The following is a 21,386-nucleotide window of genomic DNA, read 5'->3' on the forward strand; positions in this document are numbered from 1 at the left end:
TCCTACGATCGCGGACGCTCGCAACGGTAGTGTCGGCCGCCAGCCGAGACGACCGGAACGAAGCGCCCGCCCTCGGCGCGACAAGCCTCAGCGTCGGCGTCCATGGCCCACTTGTCGGCCAAGGCGAGGCTGAGCGGCACCACCGTGACCACCAGGAGAAGGGCTGCCACAGCGCAGATCGTCAAGCCGACCCCGCGCGGCGGCGGAACCGGCGGCTCGAACCGTTGCGGCGGAAGCGGCGCGAGAAACGCCAATGTGGTGAGGCCGAGAAGAGACATCGCGCCCATAGTCACCCTGCTGCGTCAGGGTGCCAGGGTAGCGCACGCGCTCCTCCGCGCGAGGCGACGATACGAAGCAGCGGCCCAAGGGAGCCTGGGCTGCGGCGCTTACGCCCAGCGCGCGAGGGCGGCCTCAGCATCCCCGGCCTTGTCCCGGATGCGATAGACCGTCTGCCGGCTCAGGCCGGTGGCGGCGGCGATGACCGAGATCCCGGTCCCCTGGCTCAACGCATTGCGAACCGCCTCGAACTGCGCCCGGCTGAAGCTCGGCTTGCGTCCGCGATAGGCATCGCAGCGCGCGCGGGCCTGGGCGATGCCGGCCTTCTGCGCCTCGCGGGTGACCTCGGCCTGTGCCTGCGCGGTCGCCGCCATGAATCCGATCAGGGCATCGCGCACGGCCTGCTGCATCGGGTCCTGCGTGGCCCCGTCGAAGGTCAGTCGGTGGATGACCGTGCGGACGACGACGCCGCGCCGCATCATCTCGCGCAAGGTGTCGCAGACGTCGACGTAGTTGCGCCCCAGGCGATCGACCCAGCGCACCACGAGGGTGTCGTCCCGGCGCAGGAGATCGAACAGGCGGCGCCCTTGCGGCCGGTCGCGGAGACACGTCGTGAGGCCGGACACCGCATCGTCCGCCACCACCGTGTCGATTGTGAAGCCGGCCGCCACCGCCTGCGCGTACTGATGGTCGCTCGACTGGTCGCTGGTCGAGACCCGGGCGTACAGAATGGTCGTCATCGGTCCCGATGGTTCTCAGAAGATTCCGGCCGCCGCAGGACCGCGGCTCCGCCAGCGATTGTGGGTCCTGAAGACGACCCTGCGGGACGCGGCAGTTGTGGCCATCGACCGGTACGGCTTCAGCCGCCCCGCCTCGCCTTGGCCCAAGAGGCGAACAGGTAGCCCGCCGCGCTCAGCAGCAGCGCGCCCCCGATAATGCTCAACCAGATAAGCCCGCCATCCATCTTGCTCTCCCTCGTCCATCACGCGGTCAACGCGACCACGGCGCATCCCGTTCGACCGGAATGCGTCGCAGGACAGCCAAGATCGTATGCGGGGAGATGGCGAGCGGATCGGCCGCCCGGACCTTTCACGGGGAAGCGGGCGCCTTCGTGTCAGAGTTTGCGGTGTTGGCCCACTTGAGCGGCGCGGAACCACAGCACGGACGCGGCGACATAGGCCGATTCAACTACGAACAGCATCAGGACGGCGTCGACCAGAACAGTCGTCGCGGTACGATGACTCATCGCGCCCTCGAGACCGATAGCGATCGCGAGCAGCGACACGATGAGGAGCAACCCCGGCAATTTGACAGCGCGGCTGGCTGCGGCGCCGAGAGACATAAAACACATCAAAAGCATGGTGACACCGTCGTGATCACCCCGGAGACTACCTAAGTTGTCGTGGTTTACAAGTTTAAATACAAGGCAAAATTGTGCTGCGCGGCAGACATGCTGCAGTGCAGCGGTCATCCCAGCAAGAGGCTCGCGAAAGTATAGGCAATCCAGCACAAGAGGACAGTCCAGGCCAGGGTTGCTCCCAGACCGAGGCCGATCAGGAGCGAGCCGGGCATCCGGCGGAGCACAGGCCACGATGTCAGGAGCTTGAGACACCGCCTGATAGCACCCACGCGACGCTCCGAATGACTAGCTTTCGTACTACAAATGTCGATCGTCACGGGAAGCCCCTCAATGGACGATGATGCACGTAACCGTCAGGACCAGCCTCATCAACGCCGCAGGGAACGGAACCGTTGCCGAGGCTTTGCGCCACCTCAATCAAGATTTCCATGATCGAAACCATCGATTCCGGTCCCGTTCAGAAGACAACGTTGACATGACCCCAACCGCATGCCTTCGAAAACCTGCGGAATACGCTAATTTTTTCCGAGAAATTTACGCATTTTCTTCAACGGACATCGCTGGCGATGGACAAGATCGGTGGTGTCATTTCACCGACCCGACTTTTCGGCCGATGCCGTCCGCCGACCGGCAGGTGCGACACGACCGCCTGCGGTCCGTGCGGCAGTGCCTCACTGCAACACGGATGGGACGTCTCACGGCGGAGCGCGTTTTCAAATGGGTCATCCGGAGATCAGGGTCATGAGACGTTCCCATGCGTGACACGCCGTTCGCGGAACGCCGCCGGCCGGAAGGATGGCGCGACGGCCGCCTGCGCCTCCTCCTCGGCACGTGGCTGATCCTGATCGGACCGGATACGGCGGCTTTCGCCGAGACAGGGTCCGCAGACGATCGCAGGATCGTCGATGCGGGCAAGGAGGCCCGGGCCCTTCTGCGCGAGGTTCAAGGGGCACAACGCCGCCGCCGCGATCCCGAACCCAAGCCGTCTCTCAAGGGTACGGAGCCGCCTGAACGGGAAGCGGTCCGGATGCGCAGGGCCATGGCGCGGACGCAGAAGGCGCGCAGCCTTCTGAGGCTGGGCAAGGATGGCGGCGTACCCCTTACCGGGGGTATCTGCACCGGATGCCTCCCCTGACGGCGGACCTTCCCTGACAGCGGACATTCCCCGACAGCGAGTCTCCCGGCCGAAGCGCCTAAGGCTGGGCGACGTCCCCTGATGCCGACGAGGCTGTTCTCGGCGTCTGCTCACGATCGAACCAGCGCGTGATCCAGCGGGCCGGCGCAGGCTGTGGACGAATCCGCGGTGGCTCGACGGGGCGCGGCAGGGCGCCTTCGTGACAGACAGACCGGCAGGACCAGAATCCCCCTTGCCGGCCTCCGATCATGCCGAGGCCGACCGGGGCGCCGGGTGCCTCCCCGGGCTCGAAGCGGCCCGCCGCCCAAACTCTCTGCCAACGCTCGCGGACGGTGAGATCCGCGTCGCGCCAGGCCAGCCTGCGAAGCCCACAGGCGGCAAAAATCCGGGTGGCCGTGCAATCGACCGGAATCCAGACCCAGGCGCTGAAGACATAGACCCGCGCCGGCTCGAACGCTGCCGGATCGACAGCCTTCATGAAGGACGTATGGCTGTCCTGCGTCGGCGGCCCGGGGGTGGAACCCCCGGCGCTAGACTTCCCGACATGGTACCGGAGCCGAGTCCGGAACGTGATGGGGCTGGGAACCGGCGCCGCCGCCAAGGCCGAAGCGGGCAAATCGTGCCGCGCGGCATAGGCTGCATCGCAGAGGTGAACCCAGGGCTCGAAATCGACAGCCCAAGCCTCCTCGATGGCGAAGCGTCGGACGGAGCCCTCGAAGCGATGGGGCCCCACCTGGCGGACGGGCTCCGGCTTCCACGCTGCGCCGACGGCCTTCACCCGCAGCAGCGGGGCAGCCCCGTGAGCGTGCAGGGCCGCAGACAGCCGCGCGAAATCCGCATCCGTCTCGCCCTGGCTTTCCGTCCGAACCAGGATGTGGGACCCAGCCGCCAACTCGGCCAGGAAGCTGGCCCGGAGATGGGCGGCCCGGCCATATTCCCGCTCCAGCAGCACCTCCGGTGCGACGGAGCCGACGAGCTGCATGGTGTTCCACCAGATGTTGTAGCGCTCGCTGCGGCAATAGAAGGCGCCCGTATCGGTTTCTTCGATGCACAGATCGCCGGGGACACCGAACCCCTCGAACGCGCATCCGAGGCCGCGCACCAGAGCGTCGATCGGCGTGTAGGCAAAGCGCAGAAGGCCGGATGGCTCGACGCCGCAATAGCGCTGGACGAAGCCGAACTCGCAATTGCCGCCGAGGCTGCGGAAGGTTCGCATGCGCGCGGCAAGGTCGGGCACCGCAGCGCTCGGCATGAGGGAGCGTGAAGGCGCCATGGCTCCGATGTACCCGAAGGCGTTTCAGGATGTACAGGGCAGGAGGCGGATCGTCAGGATCGTGAAACACCGGGCGCCGGCCCGCCGACAAGCATTCCTCCGCCCTCTCGCAGAAGCGCCGAGGGACAGCGTCAGATCACGATCATCGATCGGAAAACAGATGGTGCCCAGGGACGGAATCGAACCGCCGACACTGCGATTTTCAGTCGCATGCTCTACCAACTGAGCTACCTGGGCCTCCGCCGGTTCGCGTGAGCGGCACCGGCTGGAGCGGGGGTATAGGGGGTCGATTGCGGACTGTCCAGCCTCGTTCGAAAGAGAAAATCACGGCGCGCCCGGTGGCCTCAATCCCGAGGCCGCGAGACGCCGCCGGTGCCCTCCGCATCTTCGTCCTCGTCGTCCGCAGTGGGGATGGCGTAGCGGTCCGTCAGCCAACGCCCCAGGTCGACATCGGCGCAGCGGGCCGAGCAGAACGGCACGAAAGCGGGCTCGGACGGCTTGCGGCAGATGGGGCAGGGATCGGGTTGAGCCGGTTTTGCGCGCGCCCGGCCGGACGACGGATCGTTCATGCAAGCCCTCCCCAGGTGCTGCGAACCGGAAATCCCTCGCCGTCGAGTAAACTGAGGGTTTCATAGAGGGGTAACCCGACGACCGCGCTGTGCGATCCCACCAGCTTGACCACGAAAGCGCCGGCCAACCCCTGAATGGCGTAGCCACCGGCCTTTCCGCGCCATTCGCCGGACGCCAGGTAGGCCTCGATCTCCCGCGACGACAGGCGCTTGAAGCGGACCCGGGTCTCGACCACCCGCTCCCGGCGCACATCCCGTGGCGAAAGGAGGCACACGGCCGTGTAAACCCGATGCTGCCGACCGGACAGGAGCCGCAGGCAATCGGCCGCCTCGTCGGGCAGCTCGGCCTTGGGCAGGACGCGCCGCCCGACCGCCACCACGGTGTCGGCGGCGATCACGTAAGCCTCCCGCATGTCATCGCGCCGGCGTGCGGCCGCGCCGGCCACGGCGAGCTTCTCTCGCGCCAGGCGCCGGGCCAACTCTCGCGGCGTCTCCGACTTGCGAGGCGTCTCATCGATATCTGCCGGCAGCAGCGCGTCCGGCTCAATGCCCACCTGCTGCAGGAGGGCGAGACGCCGGGGCGAGGCCGAGGCCAGGATGAGGCGGGCGCTCCGGCCCGCGGCGGGGATGTCGTCAGGGGTCGTCACGTACGAGCCGTCATGCGCGGGGTGGCATCCTTCAGGGGGCAAAACCGATCCGGCGGACGCCCCGTCGCGCACGCCGGATCGCACGGGGCGTCAACGGCATTCGCGCGAGGCGGCCTGCGCCGGACGGACGGCCGGGACCCTAATCGAAAGCCCCGGGCTTGTGAACGCGCATGGTCCCCCGCGCGAACCGACAGCGCGGAGCCCGTGGACATCCGCGGCGCGTCTGGTAAGGTTCCGCTCGTGGCCGCACAGACCACCGCCGCCGCCCTCGGGCGTCGTCGCGCGGGCGTAGTTCAGTGGTAGAACGTCAGCTTCCCAAGCTGAATGTCGTCGGTTCGATCCCGATCGCCCGCTCCAACCAACTCGCAATCGCTGATTTCGCTTTATCCAGGGCCTGTTCGCGGTAGAGCGCCCGCCAAGGCGAGACGGAGTGGAACAGCGCCGCCGCTCCGTACCACGATTTCGATCGAGTCTCTTCAGGCTCCCACGATATCGTCCTGGTCTGCACGGAGGTGGATCTCAGCCCGCGGGCCGTGCCCGTTCTCGCCGCTGGCGAGCGTCACCGTGGCACGAAGCTGCTTGGCGAAGGCGCGAACGATGGCGAGGCCCAGCCCACTGGCCTCCGTATCGCGTCCGGCATCAAGGCGGTGGAAACGCTCTAACACCCGTTCGCGATCCGCCTCCGGAATACCGGGGCCGTTATCCACGACTGCGATCTGGACGTCGGCACCGGGCCCCTCACCCGCCGTGGAGATGGTGACGGCCACCTGACCGCCGGGCTCGGTGTAGCGCACAGCATTATCGATGAGGTTTCGCAGGATCTCCGCGAGCAGAATCGGTTCGAGGGTAAGGAACGGCTGGGTTCGCGCCTCGAAGGACAATTCGATGCCCCGCTTCAGCGCTAGGCTCACGAAGTCGGCGGCGGTGTCGCGTACGAGGGCGGAAATATCGACCTTGTCCAGCCCCCTCGTCCATCAGCGTCCGAATCGGCCGCAGCCGGTGGCCGGCCGGCACGGTTCCTCGCGATGAACGGAGCCGATCAGGTTTCCCCCTTCCTCCCGCCCGCGCATCGGCCGGCCTCGATCTTCCTCGGTCTTGTCAGAGACAAAGGAAATCGTCTTCCGGATCTCCCCACCGAAGCTTCTGCAACTGCCCGCTGAGGCTCCGGAAACGCCGGCGCGCGACCGCCCTGCCCCTCGATGGTCACGCCGGCACCGCCGATACAGATGGGCGCACCGTACCTGGGTACAACACGCCTCCCTTGACTGTTGTATTTTTAGAACATTATAGAAATTTGGAGTTTATCGATCTGGACTATCATCCGTCTATATTGATAAAGGCAATGCAAGCTTGGCTATAATCAATCTAGTCAAAACATAAATTTGGGTTAGTCTTTGCCGGCTTAATAAAAATACCCATCCGTGCTGACCGTCAGCTCAGCACGCAATGCGAGCTCATGCCGAAACGGCATTTCTGGTCTTTGGGGGTAGAATCGTGGAAAATCTCAATCGAATTCTGATGACGTCTGCAGCAACTCTCGTTGTCTGCTCATCAGCGGCAGCAGCCGACCTTCCGACCAAGGCGTCTGCACCGATCGAGTTCGTTCGCGTCTGCAACGCCTACGGCAACGGCTTCTTCTACATCCCCGGTACCGACACCTGTATCCGGCTCTCCGGACGGGCGCGCTTCGAGACCGGGTACCAAACCTCCTACAGCAGAAGCGGGAGCGGCACCTCGACCTCCGGCGATCTCGCTGGGTATCGCGGCCTCGCCCGCATCAACGTCGATGCGCGCACGAAGACCAGCTACGGCACCCTGCGGGCTTTCCTTCGCCTTGAGGCGGCAAGCCGCACCGGCACCCCCACGATCCGCTCCGGCACCGTGGAGCGCATCGGCTTTGCATTCGGCGCCACCGGGCAGGACCAGGCGGGCCGCGTCCAGCAATTCATGAACACCGACAAGGCCTTCATCCAGTTCGCCGGGTTTACGGCCGGCCGAGCCTCGTCCTTCTACGATTTCTACGCCCATGACTTTGAGTTCATCGCAGCCACGATGGGTTCGGACGTCAGCTCGACGAATCTCGCGGCTTACACCACGAAGCTCGGCGGTTCCGGCTTCTCCGCCACCGTTTCGATGGAAGACCCGTCCTTCCGGCGCACCCCGCTCTTCACGGCAGCGAACGCGCCGGGCACAACCCTGGCCGGCAGCCCGCTCTTCATCGGTTTTGCGGCCAACGGCACGCCGACGGGGGTCGGCTTCGTCGATGTCGTCCAGCGCAACCGCATGCCCGACTTCGTCGGTGCCCTGCGTTACGACTCGACCTGGGGCTCGGCCCAGCTCTCGGCCGCCGTCCACGAACTGAACTACGGCAACCCGATCGCCGGGGCCTTCGCCGGGACCAACCTCGGCAGCGCCGTGACAGCGGCCAACAGCGTCGCAGGCCCCGGCCTCGCCACGGCCTATGGCTGGGCCGTGCAGGGCGGCGTGAAGATCAACATGCCCTTCATCGCGCCCGGCGACATGCTCTACCTCCAGGCCGCCTACGGCGAGGGTGCGGGGATGTATACCGGGTTCTCGTCCTATACTGGGTCCTATGCCGGCAACACCACTTCGATCCAGGGATCGGCTTTCAACCAATACTTCAATGATGCCGTTGTGAACCCGTTCTCGAACCGCCTCGAACTCTCAACGACGTTCACGGCGGTCGCCTCGTTGCTGCATTACTGGACACCCGAAGTCCGCTCGGCCGTGTTCGGTTCCTACGGCGAGTTGAACTTCGCCAGCGGCTCACGCGCGCGGCAGGGCGCCTATTACGGCATCACGGCGGCCGGGCCGGGCGTTCCGGGCACGCGATTCTTCAATGTCAGTCAGGTGCTCCGGGACAATTACCGGTTCGTCGTCGGCGGAAGCCTGATCTGGTCGCCCATCCGTGACCTCGATATCGGTATCGAGACGATGTACACCCAGTACGGTGTCACGTCCGGACGCGTCCTCGACCTGAGCCGTTTCCCGTCCCAGAACGCGGCCTTCGTCAACAATCCGGTCAATGCGATCCGGACGAAGACCAGCGAGGACACGGTTCACGTGAGGGCCCGAGTCCAGCGGGATTTCTAAAGCGGCATCCGATCAGGTCGGATCGAAGGAACCTGACCGAGCGACAGCGAAGCAACGTCGGAACTCGACTGACGTGAAGCGCCAGAACGGGACCCCGATCGCATTCCGGAGATCGGGGACTGTTCGGCCAGAACACGCTCTCGGAAAGTCGAAGACCCAGAGGAAAGCTTCCGGTCCTGCGCGGTGAAGGAACCGGTCTTTGTTCGCAGCTCGTGCGTGACAGAACTCGGCGCGAGGTCGAACGGGGTGAATTCGCCCTCGTAGGGTCGGCCATCTTCCTATGTATAGACGAGGCAGATGCGGATGAGGGCCTGAAAGCCTGAAGCAGGCTTTCAGGCCCCAGAAATTGGCTCAGGTGGGCACTAAAAACACGCGCCCCTCAGGCGTTCAATAGGCCATCGGTCGATACGTGCACTGTGAAAGCCTTGCCCTCATCAACCCAGCCGGCCCCCTGCTGGCCCATGTTGATGCTGGCCGCTTCCTCGGCATTCGCGGCGAAATGGTGCTGGCCCGTCTGCGTATTGAAGAAGCGCTCGAGCGTAATATGCCCCACGCCCGCCGCCTCGTTGTACGCCTCGAAGGCAACGCCTTCGAACTTGTAGTTGGCGAGGTTCGCGATGATGCCGTCGCGCTCATTGACGCTGTCGGTATAAAAGTGCGTGCCTGTCTTCGTATCGAAGAATCGGAAGACATCATGGGTGTTGATGCTCTCGTCCGGTGTCGACCAGGGCGAGCCTTCATAGGTAAAGTTCGGTATCGTTGACTGAATTTGTGCCTTTTCCCCTGCACTCGTCGTATAAAAGTGATCGCCGGTCTTGGTGTCGAAGAAGCGAAACACCGGATCCGGCTGGTCCACGCCGGAACTCCGGATCACAGGATCCGCAACCGTCGAACTACTTCCGCGAGCCGCATAGACGGACACGTCGTGCTCAGCACCGTACCGCACGAAGGTGTCGACAAACCTTCCGGCATCGAGGAATTGGGACGGCGTCAGGGTGGCTTCTGTCCCATCAAGGCCGGGCAGATAGTCGATCGCGCCACGGTTGACGTAGTCGGCCGTCAGGCTCGGGATGGAGGCTGCCACATCCTGAGCCGTGACACCGTCTCCGATGGCGGTGGAGAGCCCAACAGACACCGTGGCGGCGTAGATCGGATCGGAACTCGCGGTCTGGCCGATCTGCGCCCTGTACATCCCCAGATAGGGCACCGGGTCGTCGGCGATTTCGTAGTTGATGATGCGATTATCGACAGCCGAAGAGATCAGCGCACCCGGCGACCCGAACGTGGCCGCCTGATAGAGGACGTCGCCGGTGTCCGGGTGGTTGGCCATGAAGACCTGAGTGAGGGCGCCGCCGAGGCTGTGGCCCGTAACGATCACCGTTGCATCGTTCTGCGCGGCGTAACTGTCGACGGCCGAAACGAGCGGCGTGAGCTTGTCATAATCGGCGTTGATGTTGCGCAAATTGTTGAGCCAATCCTGGCGGTCGTCACTGCCGCGGAAGCTCAGGACGACGACGGACTGATTGCCGAAGGTCCCCGTCACGGCTGCGCCGTAGGCGTTCTGATTGGCGTAGGTGCCGTTCGTGAGTCCGGCGCCCGAGAGAGGCACGAAGCCTGCGGGAAGTCCGGCGAGGGTATCGGAATAGGTTGATGCAGCGATCGTCGCCAGCGTTCCCGCTATCGTTCCCATGAACAGTTCTCTCTTCCCAGGTTCCGGCCTCCGCACCCTTTGGGAGGTGCAGCTTGCCTTTCTCGACCGACGGTAACGCAAGCTCGACCGAAAGCGATCCGGCCGCCTGGTCTCAGAACAGCCGATCGGGCCTGCACCGGCGGCGAATGCCTCAGAGCCTTCTCTGAGTGGATGGAGCGAGCAACTGGCCGGCGCCGTTTACGACGCTGGCGCCCCTCATTCAGGCGGCCCGGACGGTTGCCAGGAACCGCTGCATCTCGCTGCCGAGGCGCTCGGCTTGGACCGAGAGGTTAGAGGATGAGGCCAGGACCTGGTTGGCGGCGGCCCCGGTCTCATCCGATGCCTGCGCCACGCCCGCGATGTTGGAGGTGACCTCGCCGGTGCCGACGGCGGCCTGCGCAACGTTCCGTACGATTTCCCGGGTCGCAGCACCCTGCTTCTCCACGGCGGTAGCGATGGAGGTGCAGACGGAATCCAGTTCACCGATGCGTCCGGCGATATCCCCGATCGCATCCACGGCTTGCGTCGTCGCAGCCTGGATCTGGCCGATCTGCAGCCCGATCTCGCTCGTTGCCTTCGCCGTCTGGCCTGCCAGGGTCTTGACCTCGGCGGCTACAACCTCAAAGCCCTTTCCGGCTTCCCCGGCGCGCGCGGCTTCGATGGTGGCGTTAAGGGCAAGAAGGTTGGTCTGGGAAGCGATGCCGGCTATGACCTGCACCATGTCGCCGATGCGGCCAGCCGCCTCGTTGAGCGCCCGCACGTGCCCTCCCGTCGCGTCCGCCTCGCCGACTGCGGCATGGGCTAGGCCGGCGGCACCCAAGACCTGCCGGCCGATCTCCTCCACGGAGGTCCCGAGCTCCTCGGCCGCCGCAGCGACGATGGCGACGTTGACGGCCGCCTGCTCGGCTGCTGCGGCAACGTTGGTCGCCTGGGTCGCCGTCTCCGTCGCGGTCCCGGCCATGCCGTGTGACGTCACCTGAAGCTGGGTCGCGGCTACGGTGACGCCAGCCATGACTCCGCCGACCGCGCTCTCGAAGTCCCGCGCCATCGCCTGGAGGGCGGCCCGACGCTGGACCTCGCCGTCGGTTCGAACCTGGGCGGTCTCGGCTTCCAACGCCCGGGTGCGGGCGAGACCGACGCGGAACACGTCGACGGCACGGGCCATGGCGCCGACCTCGTCGCGGCGCTCCATCCCGGGCACCGCAGCCGCCGTGTCGCCCTCGGCCATCCGGCGCATCGTGGTCTCCAGGCCGCGCAGGGGCGCCGTGGCGCGCCGGAGGGCGAACCACAGGACGCCGCTGCCGATCAGGCAGAGCAGGCCGCCGACACCCGCCGCGCGCAGGGCGGTCTCGTCGAGACTTGCGAGGTAATCGGCCTTGCGCACGCCGACGAAGAGGATGCCGAGCGGTTCGCCCTTGGCGTCGAGGATGGGTTCGTAGGCCGTCAAATAGGCGGTCCCGAGGATGTCGGCCTCGCCACGATAGGTCTCGCGCCGGACCAGCACGGTATCGCGGACCGGTCCTGCGGCGAGCTTGGTGCCGACGGCGCGCTGCCCCTGGGCATTGATCACGTTGGTGGCCACGCGCGTATCGCCAAGGAAGACGGTGGCGGTGCCGCCCAGGATGTCCTTGACGCGGTCGACGGCTGGCTCGGCCTCGTCGATGACGTGGGTTCCAACAGTCAAGCGTCCGTCCTTGAGATTGAATGTGGAGTGGCCGCCCTCGTCGGCGAGCGTGGTGCGCAGGAGCTTGAGGTTGCGGTCGAGAGCAGTCCCGGCGCGGCTCAGCATGTCCGAGCGCAAGTCGAGCACCGTCAGCCCGAGGGCGCTGGCGCAGGCTAGCACGATCAAGACCGTGCCGATCAGGCTGGCGCGCGCGCCAAGGGACAACGAGGGGTGGCGAAGGCGGTCGAGCATCGTGTCTCCCAAGGGTGTTCACCCGGGCAGCCCTGAAATGGCGCCGAACATTGGACCTGAGCGATAGTCTTGACCGATTCAGTTAAAATGCCACTACATCGCAGCCATAATGTGATATTCTAAACCGAAACTCCTGAGATTGCAATTGTATATTCCCATCTGTACTATTAATATTTTTGCATGATGCAAGCCTAGGCGACGACCAGCCCAGCAACAGGGTTTTTTCATCATCTTTCGAATAGAAAATATTATATAGCAAAAAAAATATTATCAATTTAAATATATAAAATCTAAGTACGCTCATTAGTTTATTCATTTTATCATATTACTTACTGGAATTTAGTACCTGGCTCGGCGAGCCAATTGCGGAGCGGCTTTGAGATCATCTCCGGCTTGCTGTCGCAGCGGATGTGCTCAGGGATGCCGTAGAGGCACATCGCGTCGGCCGGAGCCTCGATCACGCCCAGGCTGTTGATGCGCCAAGCGACCTTTAACGTGAGACAAGACCGGCTGATCCTCCCGGCCAAAACCTGCGATCGTGCTGGCCCTCAGCGAGCTACACCGCGCCAAGGCACACGACCCCACGGAAGCGTTCGCCGGCACCGTCCAAAACGGCCGCAAGTTCCCGTCAAAGATGCCGGCGCTGCGGCGGATTGAAGAAGATCAAGCTGAGGGGCGCCGGGATCGGATCGCGACCATCGAGCGAGCGGATGGACAGCTCCACGCGCGCCGGAAGCTCCGCCGCCTCTGTCCAGATGTCGGTTCGGGTTCCGTCGCGCGAAACATAGTTGAAGTGCATCCGGTAGCCGCCGGAGATGACGGCGACGGCTGCTTCCAGGGCACGCGGATCGCGACCGAATCGGTCAGGGTCAAAGAGCGCGGACCTCCGGATCAAGGCGGCCCCCTTCGCGCTCTCGTCGAGGCTCAAGGTGATGCTCTGCAGGACGACGCCGAGCCCCTCCGGAACCGCGCGCACGAACCAGCAGGATTGCGAATTCCCGCCAAACGCCAGAGATGCCTGCTGCGCTCCGCGCGGCGCCACATCAAGGGAGGCGGCCGCAGAGAAATCGCCTTGCAACCGGATCGCGGCCCGCAACACCTGATCGCTGCGTTCGCTCCGCTCCACGCCGGCCGTCCAACGGGTCAATGTCTGGGCGACGAAGGGCAGGAACAGGCCCACCAACAGACCGGTGATCACCAGGGCCGCCAGGACTTCGATCAGGGATGTTCCTGCTTCACCGCTCCAGTGCCGCCGGTACGGCGCTTTGGGCGATGAGGCCTTCCAGGCGATCGCGCCGCCCTGAGGGCGTGACCACCTCCACCATGACGTGCAGAAGGTCCAGGATCTGGGAAGGGGTGAGGTTGGGTTGCGCATCGGTTCGTCCTGCGGTGGCTGTCGTCTCTCCGCCGCTCCGGGGTGGGTCCACTGCTGGCGTCGTGGCGGAGGGAGGTTTGGCCGGAGCGGTCGCCCGAGGGGGATTGCGGGCACCGGAGGCCCGGGGTGGGAGAGGCACGGCCCGGGTTTCGATGCGCCAACGATACCCCTCGGTGATGCCGTCGCGGGTTACGTCGGGTCCCAGTGCCATCGTGCGCACATCGGCCAGCAGGGCTCGCGCCAGCGTCGTGGCGGCGAGCCGTTCTCCGGGAAGTGAGCCGTGGAACAAGCCAAACCCGAAGGCGCGGATCAGGACGGCGATGAAGAGGGTCGCCAGCGCGAGCGCCACCAGGGCTTCCAGAAGCGTAAAGCCCTCGGAGCCCTTCCGCTTCCGTGCCGGATCGAACACGCGTCCCATCATGCGGCCAGGATTTCGACATGCCCGGTATACCAGTTGACCCGAACGCGAAATCCGCGGCTGCCTCGGGCAATCCGGATGACCGCGCCGCAACTGCTGCCGTCCGGCCGGAACACCACCCCCACGGACGCGCCGGCTCGGCGGCAGGTCTCGGCGTACAGCACCGACAGGGTGATATCAGGCGGCAACTGGAGGCGCTGATCGCCCGCCCGTATCATCCGGCGGTCGCTGTCGACGATCGTCAGGGTCTCGCGGCCACCGACGAGCGCATCGGTCCGCGCGGTCCTCAGAGCAGTCGCGATTTCCTCGGCGATCGCCCTCAGGCGCGGAGACGTGGTGCCGCGCGGGACGGCGGCGAAGGCCAACCCCAGGGCCAGCCCCACAATGACGAGCGTCGCCAGGACGTCGATCAGCACGAAGCCCTCAGTGGCGTCGGCCCGATCATTGCTCCCAGCTGACGATATCGGCGGCACTGCCGGTTCCTCCTTCGCGACCATCTGAGCCAAGCGAGATGATCTCATACGGACGCCCCTGGCCCGGCGATCGATAGATGTAGGCCGCGTTCCATGGATCCTTGGGCACGCCGTTGCCGCGCAGGTACGGGCCGTTCCAGTTGGTTGAGCCGGGCGGCTTCACGTAGAGCGCCGCCAATCCCTCGGCGGCCGTCGGATTCCGGCCATTGTCGAGGAAGAACAAGTCCAGGCCGTTGGCGAAGCTCTTGATCTGGATCTTCGCCGTCTTGGCCTTGGCATCGGACAATTGATTGAAGACCTTGGGTCCGACGAGGCCGACCAGAAGACCCATGATCACGAGGACCACCAACATCTCGACCAGGGTGAAACCGTCCTCCGCCGTGGTGCGGTGGCTCGCTCCGCCCGAGCGGGCGAGCCGCCGATCAAGGCCTCGCCAGGGGATCGAACGGCATGTCGATGGCGCCCGCCCCGCAGGGTGATCGAGCACGGAATTCCTGTCAGAGCTTCCGGAACACACGAAGACCTCCTCAGAGAACGAGTTGATTGATGCTGAAGAGCGCTGACATGATGGTCAGCATCAGCCCTCCGATCAGGCTCGAAATGAGCATGATCGCCGCTGGACCGATGAAGGCGGCGATCTGACTGAGACGTTGCTCGAGTTTCTTTTCGTAGAGGATTCCAGCCCGAGCCGAGACTTCCGCCAGTTCCCCTGATTCTTCGCCGATCCTGAGCATCCGGCGTGCGATCTTGGGCACGAAGGCATGGGTTTCCAACGCCTCGGCGAGGCTACCGCCGCGCCGGACGGAATCACCGATTCGCGCGAGGGTTTCCGCCGCCTCCCCGCCGATGACGTTTTCCAACACTTTCAGCGCTTCCGGCACTGGAACCCCTTCCCCCAGCAGGGTGCCGAGATTCATGCAGAACAGCGCCGACCGGCGCAGTTCGCCGGTGCCGCGAATGATCGGGAGACGCGACAGGCGCTTCGTCACGGCGGTCCGGAGGGCTCTGGATTGGGCAGCAGCCAGCGCGCCGACGAGCAGGGCCGCTGATCCGGCGATGAACAGATCGAGGTGGTCTCGCAGAAGATCCGAGGCTGCGAAGATGCCCGCGATCGTCCCATCCATCTGGCTGCCGGAATCCCGGATGACGTCGGCGAACTGAGGGATCACGTAGATCAGGAAGAAAACCAGCACGATGCTCGCCGTGACGAGCAGAAAGGCGGGGTAATGCAGCGCCCCGGCCAGCTTCTCGGTCAGAACATGGGTGCGGACGCGTTGCCGGGTGGCGGCATCAATCGCCCGATCGAGACGTCCGGTCGATTCCGAGACCCGCGCCAGAGCGATTACGTCCGCCGGGAAGACATCCCCATGCCGCGCCAGGGCTTCCACGAAGCTCCTGCCCCGGAGCAGATCGGTTCGGATTGCCCGGACCACCCGGCCCAAGCTCCCCGGCATGCCATCGCCGAGAAGAGCCAGAGCCTCGTCCACGGCTTGGCCACTCTGCAGCATCAGGGACAGTTCAGAGAGAAAATTCGTAACCTCGCGCGGATTGATCGGGAGCGCGATCAACCCCCGCCACCCGTCGCCGGATCGCAGGGGCTTGGCCTCGATCAGGATCAGCCCGCGCGCGCCCAGATCCGCCGCCAGACCATCGGCGGAGCGAAATTCGGCTTCGCCGGAGGTTTCGCGCCCGTCGAAGGTGAGTGCGAGATAGTGGAAGCGCGTCATGTCGGCGGCTCGCTAACGCAGGGCCGCCACACGGAAGACTTCGTCGATGGTGGTCAGGCCCTCCAACGCCTTGGCGACACCGTCTTCGATCATACTGGTCATGCCTGAGCTGCAGGCGGAGGCCTCGATGTCTGCATCCGAGGCGTTGGCGAGGATGAGGCGGCGAAGGGGTTCGGTGACCTCGATCACCTCGAAGATCGCCCTGCGGCCGCGATAGCCGGTCCCCCCGCAGCGATCGCATCCTCCGGCTTCGAACACCCGGGCGCCGGGCGCCAAGCCGAGCGCCGCGTAGCGCGGATTGCGCTCCAGATCGCTCGGCGCGAGGCTGACCTGCCGCCGGCAATCGCCACACAGCACGCGAACCAAGCGCTGTGCCACGATCGTCCGCAGAGCCGATGCCACCAGGAACGGCTCGACTCCCATATCGACGAGGCGGATGATGGCGGAAGCGGCCGAATTGGTATGCAGCGTCGACAGCACGAGGTGACCGGTCAGCGACGCCTGAATACAGATTCGCGCCGTCTCCGTGTCGCGCATTTCGCCGACCATGATCACGTCGGGATCCTGGCGTAGAAAGGCGCGCAGTGCGGTCGCGAAGGTGAGGCCGACCGCAACGCGGACCTGACTCTGGCTGACACCCGGAACTTCGTATTCCACCGGATCCTCAATCGTCAGGATCTTGGAGCTGGAATCGTTGAGAATGGTCAGGGCCGAGGCGAGGGTCGTCGTCTTGCCGCTCCCGGTCGGACCCGTGACGACGATCAGCCCGTGGGGCATCGCGAGGTTGCGTCGCAGGACGGCGGTGTCGCGCGGCGAGAGGCCGAGCTGATCGAACTCCGTCAGGCGGCCTGCGCGATCGAGCAGACGGAGGATCGCGGCCTCCCCGTGGGTCGTCGGCATGGTGGCGACGCGAACGTCGAATTCGCGCGAGCGCACTCGGATGCGAGCCCGCCCGTCCTGCGGCAGACGTCGCTCGGCGATGTTGAGGCCGGACACGATCTTGATGCGGGAGACCAGCGCGCGCGTCGCGATTCCGGGCGGTGGCGGAATGACCTGCATGACACCATCGACTCGGACGCGGACTTGGAACTGGGCCCGCGCCGGTTCGATGTGGATGTCGGTTGCCCGCATCGCCACGGCGCGCTCGAAGATCTCGTCAAGGGCGCGGACCACGGGGGCGCCGCTGGCAAGGTCCCTAAGCCCGTCGACATCGTCCCCGTCGGACGCCCCCTCCGGTGGGGTCGCGACCGTCTCCGACGTGACGGTCCGGTTCAGGGCGATCTCCACGTCCTCGAACGACGCGACCTCGAGGGCGACGGTGTCGCCCAGACTGAGGATCAGCGTTCGGATCAGGTCTCCCGCCGAGGGGTCCGCCACGGCCAGACGAATTCCGCCCTCGGCGGCATAGGGGTAGAGGCCGGCCTCCGCGAGGAAGGTCGGCGAAAAACGCTCCGCCAGACTGCCCCCCGCCATGAGATCTTCGAGCTTTGCACGCGGCAACCCGTGGAGATCGCTGACGATATCGGCAAACCGCGCGGCACCGATATCGCTGGCGTCCAGTATCTGACGATAGGTTCGGCCCGCGAAATCTGCCGCTTTATCGGGTGCGTCCGCCCTATCATGCTCGCGAAACGCTCCTTCCGACCTCAGTCTCGCGAGCAATAGCCCTTTCTCAAGAGCATTTATTATCATCAATCTCACTCGATATTCGCAATTTTCGCGTCGTCTTCAGAGTCATTGGGAACCATAATAGCCTATATATATTACAAAATTATGTTATTGCGAATTGATTATTAATTTTTTAAATCAGCACCTCAATCTCGTTAGCACGTAAGTACCTATCTGTGCTTCGCACAAGACAATTTTCGAATCTATCGGGCTGTCGCAAAACCATAATAATTGCCATCGTCCTATGATCATGGTGGATTCTGTTCAATTGCGTTCTCGGCGCGCCGAGATTGAGGATGAACGAGTGACGACCCGCGTGCCTGATCTTCGTGAGGCCGGCCGTACCGGGCTTGCCGGCCGTGTCGTGGCGATCCGTTGCGGATCCGCCGATCGCCATCGCAGTCCGTTTTCCCTGCCCAAGTGGCGCGTCGGGATCCTGATCGCAACGACCATAGGTGCCCTGTTGGCAGGCTGTGTGTCCGAGAACCAGCCGACAGCGGATGCCGGCGTCCAGCCCGACTTCTTCTCAAGCTTCGCCGGGAAAGATCTCGGCGCGCGCCGCAACGGCGACCCTGAGCCCTTCGGCAACGCAGCGAGTTCCGCGCGCTCCGGGAGCCGGATCTACCGCGGAGACGATGGGGCAGCCCCGGAATCCGCGGTTCCGGCGGCGGCAGGGCTGGTCCCGACAGGTGACGGCTACCAGCTGAACTTCGAGAACGCCGATGTGGCCGCGATTTGTCGGATCGTCTTCGGCGATGTCCTCCAGCAGACCTACACAGTCGATCCGCGCGTGATGGGTCAGGTCAACCTGTCATCGGCGCGCCCGGTCCCCAAGGCGAGCCTGATCCGGATTCTGGAGACGGCCTTCAAGGCGGTGAATGTCGTCATCATCCGGGAAGGCGCGACCCTGCGCGTGGCGCCCTCTGCCGAGGGTATCGGTGCCGGTCCGACAGAGTTCGGCACAGCCTCCGACGGCTACGGGACCACCGTTATCTCTCCCAGGCACATGTCAGTGGCAACCGTGGCCCGGATCATGGAGAATTTTGCCGTTCGCCCGGGCGCGATCAAAGCGGATATCGCCAGCAACCTGATTCTCATCCAGGGCACGGCGCAGGAGCGCCATGCCGCCATGGATGCGGCGAATGTGGTCGATACCGATGTGATGCGGTCCCAGTCGGTCGGCGTCTTTCCGCTTCTTAACGCACCACCGGAACCCGTGATCGCCGAACTCAACAAGCTGCTCGACGCAGGCGAAGGCGGCGTCAGCCAGAACCTGGTCAAGTTCCAGCCGATGACGCGCATGAACGCGGTCCTGGTGGTCGCCAGGCGCGCGGACGTGCTGGCTCAGGTCAAGCAGTGGGTCCGACGCCTGGATCACAGTGATCCCGGGGCCGTCGGGGTCAAGGTCTACCGGCTTAAATACGCCAAGGCCAAGACCGTCGCGGCGATGCTGAACGACATTCTCTCGGGACGACAGGCCGGCGCCGGACAGCAGGATCGTGATGCCCTGCAGCCATCCTCCTCGAACGCGTCAGGGACCTTCGTCCAAAGTTCCGCCGGGGCGCCGCGACCTGGGGGTCCCAACGGATCAGCCTTCGGCAATGCGCCGGGCGGCTCGCCAATGGGCGGCCCACCGAAGGCAAGCGGCTTCGGCGACGGAAGTTCGGGGAATACCGGCTCGCCGGATTCGCAGGCCGATGCGAATTCAGGTCCGGCCCAGGGCTCCTTGTCGAAGGTTCGCGTCACGGCGGACGTCATCAACAATTCGCTGCTGATCATCGCCAGCCCAGCGGATTACAAGATCGTCGAGGCGGCCCTCCTTCAGCTCGACCGGCCGCCCGTACAGGTTGCCATCGAGGCGACGATCGCCGAGGTCACGCTCACGGATCAACTCCAGTTCGGCGTCCAGTCGTTCCTGCACAGCAATGACGTGGGTCTCACCGCGAAGGACCAGGGCACGCTCGGCCTGACCTCGGCCGTAGCCACCGCCGCCATCCGCGCGGCAGTTCCCGGAGGCAACCTGATCCTCGGGCCGGCGAGTTCGCCCCGCATCATTCTAAGCGCCCTGCACGCCATGACAGCCGTGAAGGTCCTGTCCTCGCCCTCCATGGTCGTGCTCGACAACCAGCCCGCGGTTCTCCAAGTCGGCAATCAGGTCGCCATCAAGACGCAGTCGTCTCAATCGACCGAGAATGTCCTGGCACCCGTGATCAACAGCATCATGTACAAGGACACCGGCATCATCCTGAGAGTGCAGCCCCACGTTCATGCCAACGGTATCGTCAACCTCGAGGTGGAGCAGGAGATCTCCAACGTCGTCGACAACAGCGGTGGCGTCGACGGACTGACGCCGACCATCTCGCAGCGGCGGGTCAAGAGCTCCATCGTCGTATCGAGCGGCCAAACCGTTCTGCTCGCCGGGATGATCAGTGAGCAGAGTGGTCATGCTCATAACGGCCTGCCGGGGCTCACCACTTGGAAGTGGCTCGATTCGCTCGTGGGCCACACGAACAAGAACGCTAGCCGCAGCGAACTCATCATCTTCATCAAGCCGAAGATTATGCGAGATCAGGCCGACGCCCAGGCAGTTTCGGAGGAGTTTCGCGCGCGGATGACCGCGATGCTTCCGGGCGTCAGTCCCCGGACATTGGGTGGGCCGCGCAAGTGAGCAGGCCCGTTTCCCGACCGTTGCCTGTGCCGGTCGGCGCAAGCCGGTGCGTCTTGCGCGTTGGGCTCCGTTAGGGCGATGCAGCTTCGTCCGCCCGGGCCAGCCGGCGCTGCCGATCGCCAGCGGGGGTCGGCCCTTCTGCTTGTGCTCGTCATGGGGGCGTTGCTGACGAGCGTGGCGCTCACCGCCATGCGGGGTTTCTCCGCCTCCCTTCGGGCCGCCGCGATCGTTCGGAACGAGGTTCAGGTCGAGGAACTCGGACGCTCCGGGATCGATCTCGCGCTCGCCAATTTGACTCGCCTCGATCCGCAGGACCGGCTCAGCGGACGCTTTGCCGTGACTCTCGAGACTGGCGCGATCAGCGTCGAGTTCACCTCCGAAACCGCCAGAGCCGACGTGAACAGCGCTTCGCCGCAGGTGCTGGCGGCGCTGTTGATCGGAATCGGCCTCGACCACGAGTCGGCGCAGCGCCTGGGTTCCGAAATCGCCGATTGGCGCGAGCCGCAGGCCGGCAAGCGCTCGAATGTGGCGCCCGATGAGGCGTATCGCGACCGCGGCCGCTCCGTACCGGCGCAACGTCCCTTCTCCGATACGGTCGAAATTGCCGAGGTGCTCGATATGACGCCCGAGATCCTTGCCGGATTGTTGCCACTCGTCACAGTCTGCTCGGGCCAAGCGAAAATCGATCCCGTCATCGCCGATGAAGCCATGCTGCGGGCCTTGTTCGGTGGCGACGCACACAAGGCCCAATCCTATCGCGATCCGCGACAGTACCAAGGGGGACGGCGAGGCGACGCGAGCCGGCGGGCGGATGTCCTGGCGCCGTTCCCGGATTCGATCCGACCGATGCTCGCACCCGACAGCGATCCGGGCCGCGGGGTGCGCCTCCGCATCGTCGCGCGGGCTGGCCCTCTGGAGCGTCGGTACGACGTCTCGGCCTGTCCGGAGGGTGGCAGTGGCGGGACGATCCACCTGCGCTCCTGGCGTGCGCTGTAGGAGGTGATGATGACCTCGCCGCCTGCCGCTGGTGCACAGCCGCCGGGTACGCACCGGTCGCAGGCGAGCCGATCCGGAGGGT

20 protein-coding genes, 2 tRNA genes and 1 pseudogene are annotated in these 21,386 nt (G+C 64.9%); 6 read left to right on the forward strand and 17 right to left on the reverse strand.

Annotated features, from left to right (window positions below; translation table 11 throughout):
- Positions 1-2: 2 nt before the first annotated feature.
- The 3 genes from ASF60_RS24275 to ASF60_RS05405 form a co-directional block, all read right to left on the reverse strand.
- On the reverse strand, positions 3-170 hold the full coding sequence (locus tag ASF60_RS24275) for a hypothetical protein (protein ID WP_156376175.1): 168 nt from the start codon (positions 168-170) through the stop codon (positions 3-5).
- 216 nt (positions 171-386) lie between these two features.
- Positions 387-1,016 (reverse strand): recombinase family protein, encoded by a 630-nt coding sequence (locus ASF60_RS05400; protein WP_056181554.1) that lies wholly within the window; start codon positions 1,014-1,016, stop codon positions 387-389.
- 374 nt (positions 1,017-1,390) lie between these two features.
- On the reverse strand, positions 1,391-1,747 hold the full coding sequence (locus tag ASF60_RS05405; RefSeq protein WP_156633876.1) for a hypothetical protein: 357 nt from the start codon (positions 1,745-1,747) through the stop codon (positions 1,391-1,393).
- A gap of 643 nt (positions 1,748-2,390) precedes the next feature.
- Here ASF60_RS05405 and ASF60_RS05410 point away from each other — a divergent pair.
- Complete coding sequence (locus tag ASF60_RS05410; RefSeq protein ID WP_056181561.1) at positions 2,391-2,771, forward strand: hypothetical protein; 381 nt, start codon at positions 2,391-2,393, stop codon at positions 2,769-2,771.
- 58 nt (positions 2,772-2,829) lie between these two features.
- Here ASF60_RS05410 and ASF60_RS05415 read toward each other — a convergent pair whose 3' ends face one another.
- The 4 genes from ASF60_RS05415 to ASF60_RS05430 all read right to left on the reverse strand — a co-directional run bounded on the left by ASF60_RS05415 (position 2,830) and on the right by ASF60_RS05430 (position 5,260).
- Positions 2,830-4,008: a hypothetical protein gene (locus tag ASF60_RS05415; protein ID WP_156633878.1), complete on the reverse strand. Its 1,179-nt coding sequence runs from the start codon at positions 4,006-4,008 to the stop codon at positions 2,830-2,832.
- A gap of 197 nt (positions 4,009-4,205) precedes the next feature.
- Positions 4,206-4,281 (reverse strand) — tRNA-Phe (locus ASF60_RS05420).
- Positions 4,282-4,388: 107 nt separating this feature from the next.
- Complete coding sequence (yacG, locus tag ASF60_RS05425; RefSeq protein WP_056181567.1) at positions 4,389-4,613, reverse strand: DNA gyrase inhibitor YacG; 225 nt, start codon at positions 4,611-4,613, stop codon at positions 4,389-4,391.
- On the reverse strand, positions 4,610-5,260 hold the full coding sequence (locus ASF60_RS05430; protein WP_056181570.1) for a Maf-like protein: 651 nt from the start codon (positions 5,258-5,260) through the stop codon (positions 4,610-4,612). Before ASF60_RS05430 ends, yacG begins: the two co-directional genes overlap by 4 nt.
- Before the next feature lie 282 nt (positions 5,261-5,542).
- On the opposite strand from ASF60_RS05430, the gene ASF60_RS05435 reads away from it, so the two are divergent.
- Positions 5,543-5,617 (forward strand) — tRNA-Gly (locus ASF60_RS05435).
- Positions 5,618-5,736: 119 nt separating this feature from the next.
- Here the strand turns inward: ASF60_RS05435 and ASF60_RS05440 are convergent.
- On the reverse strand, positions 5,737-6,171 hold the full coding sequence (locus ASF60_RS05440) for a sensor histidine kinase (RefSeq protein WP_056181574.1): 435 nt from the start codon (positions 6,169-6,171) through the stop codon (positions 5,737-5,739).
- 607 nt (positions 6,172-6,778) lie between these two features.
- On the opposite strand from ASF60_RS05440, the gene ASF60_RS05445 reads away from it, so the two are divergent.
- A complete protein-coding gene (locus tag ASF60_RS05445; RefSeq protein WP_156633880.1) occupies positions 6,779-8,374 on the forward strand; it encodes a porin in 1,596 nt (531 codons plus the stop codon).
- Between the two features lie 379 nt (positions 8,375-8,753).
- Here ASF60_RS05445 and ASF60_RS05450 read toward each other — a convergent pair whose 3' ends face one another.
- The 8 genes and pseudogenes from ASF60_RS05450 to ASF60_RS05485 all read right to left on the reverse strand — a co-directional run bounded on the left by ASF60_RS05450 (position 8,754) and on the right by ASF60_RS05485 (position 15,732).
- Positions 8,754-10,064 carry a lipase family protein gene (locus ASF60_RS05450; RefSeq protein ID WP_056181580.1) on the reverse strand — a complete coding sequence of 437 codons (1,311 nt, stop codon included), beginning with the start codon at positions 10,062-10,064 and terminating at the stop codon, positions 8,754-8,756.
- A 220-nt stretch (positions 10,065-10,284) separates the two neighbouring features.
- Positions 10,285-11,979, reverse strand: a complete 1,695-nt coding sequence (locus tag ASF60_RS05455; protein WP_056181584.1) for a methyl-accepting chemotaxis protein — start codon at positions 11,977-11,979, stop codon at positions 10,285-10,287.
- A 332-nt stretch (positions 11,980-12,311) separates the two neighbouring features.
- Positions 12,312-12,491, reverse strand: a pseudogene (locus ASF60_RS05460) (IS3 family transposase); the annotation flags it as partial.
- A gap of 116 nt (positions 12,492-12,607) precedes the next feature.
- A complete protein-coding gene (locus ASF60_RS05465; protein ID WP_056181592.1) occupies positions 12,608-13,177 on the reverse strand; it encodes a hypothetical protein in 570 nt (189 codons plus the stop codon).
- A 37-nt stretch (positions 13,178-13,214) separates the two neighbouring features.
- On the reverse strand, positions 13,215-13,775 hold the full coding sequence (locus ASF60_RS05470; RefSeq protein ID WP_156633882.1) for a prepilin-type N-terminal cleavage/methylation domain-containing protein: 561 nt from the start codon (positions 13,773-13,775) through the stop codon (positions 13,215-13,217).
- On the reverse strand, positions 13,772-14,188 hold the full coding sequence (locus ASF60_RS05475) for a GspH/FimT family pseudopilin (protein WP_056181598.1): 417 nt from the start codon (positions 14,186-14,188) through the stop codon (positions 13,772-13,774). The genes ASF60_RS05470 and ASF60_RS05475 overlap by 4 nt, the downstream gene beginning before the upstream one ends.
- Before the next feature lie 25 nt (positions 14,189-14,213).
- The gene (gene gspG, locus ASF60_RS05480) at positions 14,214-14,687 is read right to left on the reverse strand and encodes a type II secretion system major pseudopilin GspG (RefSeq protein WP_056181961.1); all 474 of its coding nucleotides are present in this window, start codon (positions 14,685-14,687) and stop codon (positions 14,214-14,216) included.
- A gap of 85 nt (positions 14,688-14,772) precedes the next feature.
- Positions 14,773-15,732: a type II secretion system F family protein gene (locus ASF60_RS05485; RefSeq protein WP_244478336.1), complete on the reverse strand. Its 960-nt coding sequence runs from the start codon at positions 15,730-15,732 to the stop codon at positions 14,773-14,775.
- On the opposite strand from ASF60_RS05485, the gene ASF60_RS25505 reads away from it, so the two are divergent.
- Positions 15,613-16,080: a hypothetical protein gene (locus ASF60_RS25505; protein ID WP_244478339.1), complete on the forward strand. Its 468-nt coding sequence runs from the start codon at positions 15,613-15,615 to the stop codon at positions 16,078-16,080. The two genes, ASF60_RS05485 and ASF60_RS25505, sit on opposite strands and share 120 nt — an antisense overlap.
- On the opposite strand, the gene ASF60_RS05490 is transcribed toward ASF60_RS25505, so the two are convergent.
- Positions 15,985-17,664 carry a GspE/PulE family protein gene (locus ASF60_RS05490; protein ID WP_056181604.1) on the reverse strand — a complete coding sequence of 560 codons (1,680 nt, stop codon included), beginning with the start codon at positions 17,662-17,664 and terminating at the stop codon, positions 15,985-15,987. The two genes, ASF60_RS25505 and ASF60_RS05490, sit on opposite strands and share 96 nt — an antisense overlap.
- Positions 17,665-17,884: 220 nt before the next feature.
- Between ASF60_RS05490 and gspD the strand changes: the two genes are divergently transcribed.
- Both gspD and ASF60_RS05500 read left to right on the forward strand, forming a co-directional pair.
- The gene (gene gspD, locus ASF60_RS05495; protein WP_082507764.1) at positions 17,885-20,308 is read left to right on the forward strand and encodes a type II secretion system secretin GspD; all 2,424 of its coding nucleotides are present in this window, start codon (positions 17,885-17,887) and stop codon (positions 20,306-20,308) included.
- 153 nt (positions 20,309-20,461) lie between these two features.
- Positions 20,462-21,304, forward strand: coding sequence for a general secretion pathway protein GspK (locus tag ASF60_RS05500; RefSeq protein WP_162241292.1), 843 nt, complete (start codon positions 20,462-20,464; stop codon positions 21,302-21,304).
- The last annotated feature ends 82 nt before the right edge of the window (positions 21,305-21,386 follow it).

Origin of the sequence: Methylobacterium sp. Leaf113, from assembly GCF_001423325.1 — a bacterium.
In the GTDB taxonomy this organism is placed as follows: domain Bacteria; phylum Pseudomonadota; class Alphaproteobacteria; order Rhizobiales; family Beijerinckiaceae; genus Methylobacterium.

Coding starts and splice junctions, on each gene's coding strand:
- ASF60_RS05490 (WP_056181604.1), bottom strand. CDS start 17,664: ATGATAATAAATGCTCTTGAGAAAGGGCTATTGCTCGCGAGACTGAGG.
- ASF60_RS25505 (WP_244478339.1), top strand. CDS start 15,613: ATGCCGCGCCAGGGCTTCCACGAAGCTCCTGCCCCGGAGCAGATCGGT.
- ASF60_RS05400 (WP_056181554.1), bottom strand. CDS start 1,016: ATGACGACCATTCTGTACGCCCGGGTCTCGACCAGCGACCAGTCGAGC.
- ASF60_RS05450 (WP_056181580.1), bottom strand. CDS start 10,064: ATGGGAACGATAGCGGGAACGCTGGCGACGATCGCTGCATCAACCTAT.
- ASF60_RS05500 (WP_162241292.1), top strand. CDS start 20,462: ATGGGGGCGTTGCTGACGAGCGTGGCGCTCACCGCCATGCGGGGTTTC.
- ASF60_RS05410 (WP_056181561.1), top strand. CDS start 2,391: ATGCGTGACACGCCGTTCGCGGAACGCCGCCGGCCGGAAGGATGGCGC.
- gspD (WP_082507764.1), top strand. CDS start 17,885: ATGATCATGGTGGATTCTGTTCAATTGCGTTCTCGGCGCGCCGAGATT.
- ASF60_RS05470 (WP_156633882.1), bottom strand. CDS start 13,775: ATGATGGGACGCGTGTTCGATCCGGCACGGAAGCGGAAGGGCTCCGAG.
- ASF60_RS05455 (WP_056181584.1), bottom strand. CDS start 11,979: ATGCTCGACCGCCTTCGCCACCCCTCGTTGTCCCTTGGCGCGCGCGCC.
- ASF60_RS05445 (WP_156633880.1), top strand. CDS start 6,779: ATGACGTCTGCAGCAACTCTCGTTGTCTGCTCATCAGCGGCAGCAGCC.
- ASF60_RS05405 (WP_156633876.1), bottom strand. CDS start 1,747: ATGACCGCTGCACTGCAGCATGTCTGCCGCGCAGCACAATTTTGCCTT.
- yacG (WP_056181567.1), bottom strand. CDS start 4,613: ATGAACGATCCGTCGTCCGGCCGGGCGCGCGCAAAACCGGCTCAACCC.